Here is a 386-nt window from a genome sequence, read left to right as displayed (position 1 = left end):
ACAAGGATAAGGCTAAAACAATTTATGGGCTGTTTCATAAATAGTTAAAAGTGTAAAGTTTAAATATTTTCATTTCATAATTTATTTTGGAGGAGTGCTGTATGAGGCTCTATCGAACAGGTAAGGCATCACAACTCTTGGGTATCAGCAAACCAACACTAATTAGAAAGATTAAATCTGGCGAGATTAAAGCGTATCGTGTTGGAAAAGAGTACCGTATTCCCGAAAGTGAAATCAAAAGACTACTTGAAGGAAAAACTCTTGATAAAGTCGTCATTTATGCCAGAGTTTCGAGCAGAGACCAGAAAGAGGACTTGGAGAGACAGGTTGAATATCTCAAAAACTACTGCTCCTCCAAGGGTTATCAAGTTGTGAAAATTCTTACC

Annotated in this window: 1 protein-coding gene; it reads left to right on the top strand. The window is 36.5% G+C overall.

Features of this window, described 5'->3' with window-relative positions; translation table 11 throughout:
• Positions 1-101: 101 nt before the first annotated feature.
• A partial coding sequence (locus tag E3E33_RS10790; protein ID WP_167731707.1) for a helix-turn-helix domain-containing protein occupies positions 102-386 on the top strand: 285 nt, incomplete at its 3' end.

The sequence above is a fragment of the Thermococcus sp. GR5 genome (assembly GCF_012027535.1).
Lineage (GTDB): Archaea > Methanobacteriota_B > Thermococci > Thermococcales > Thermococcaceae > Thermococcus > Thermococcus onnurineus.
The sequence above is the reverse complement of the archived record's forward strand: the minus strand, read 5'-3'. Positions and strand labels throughout refer to the sequence as shown.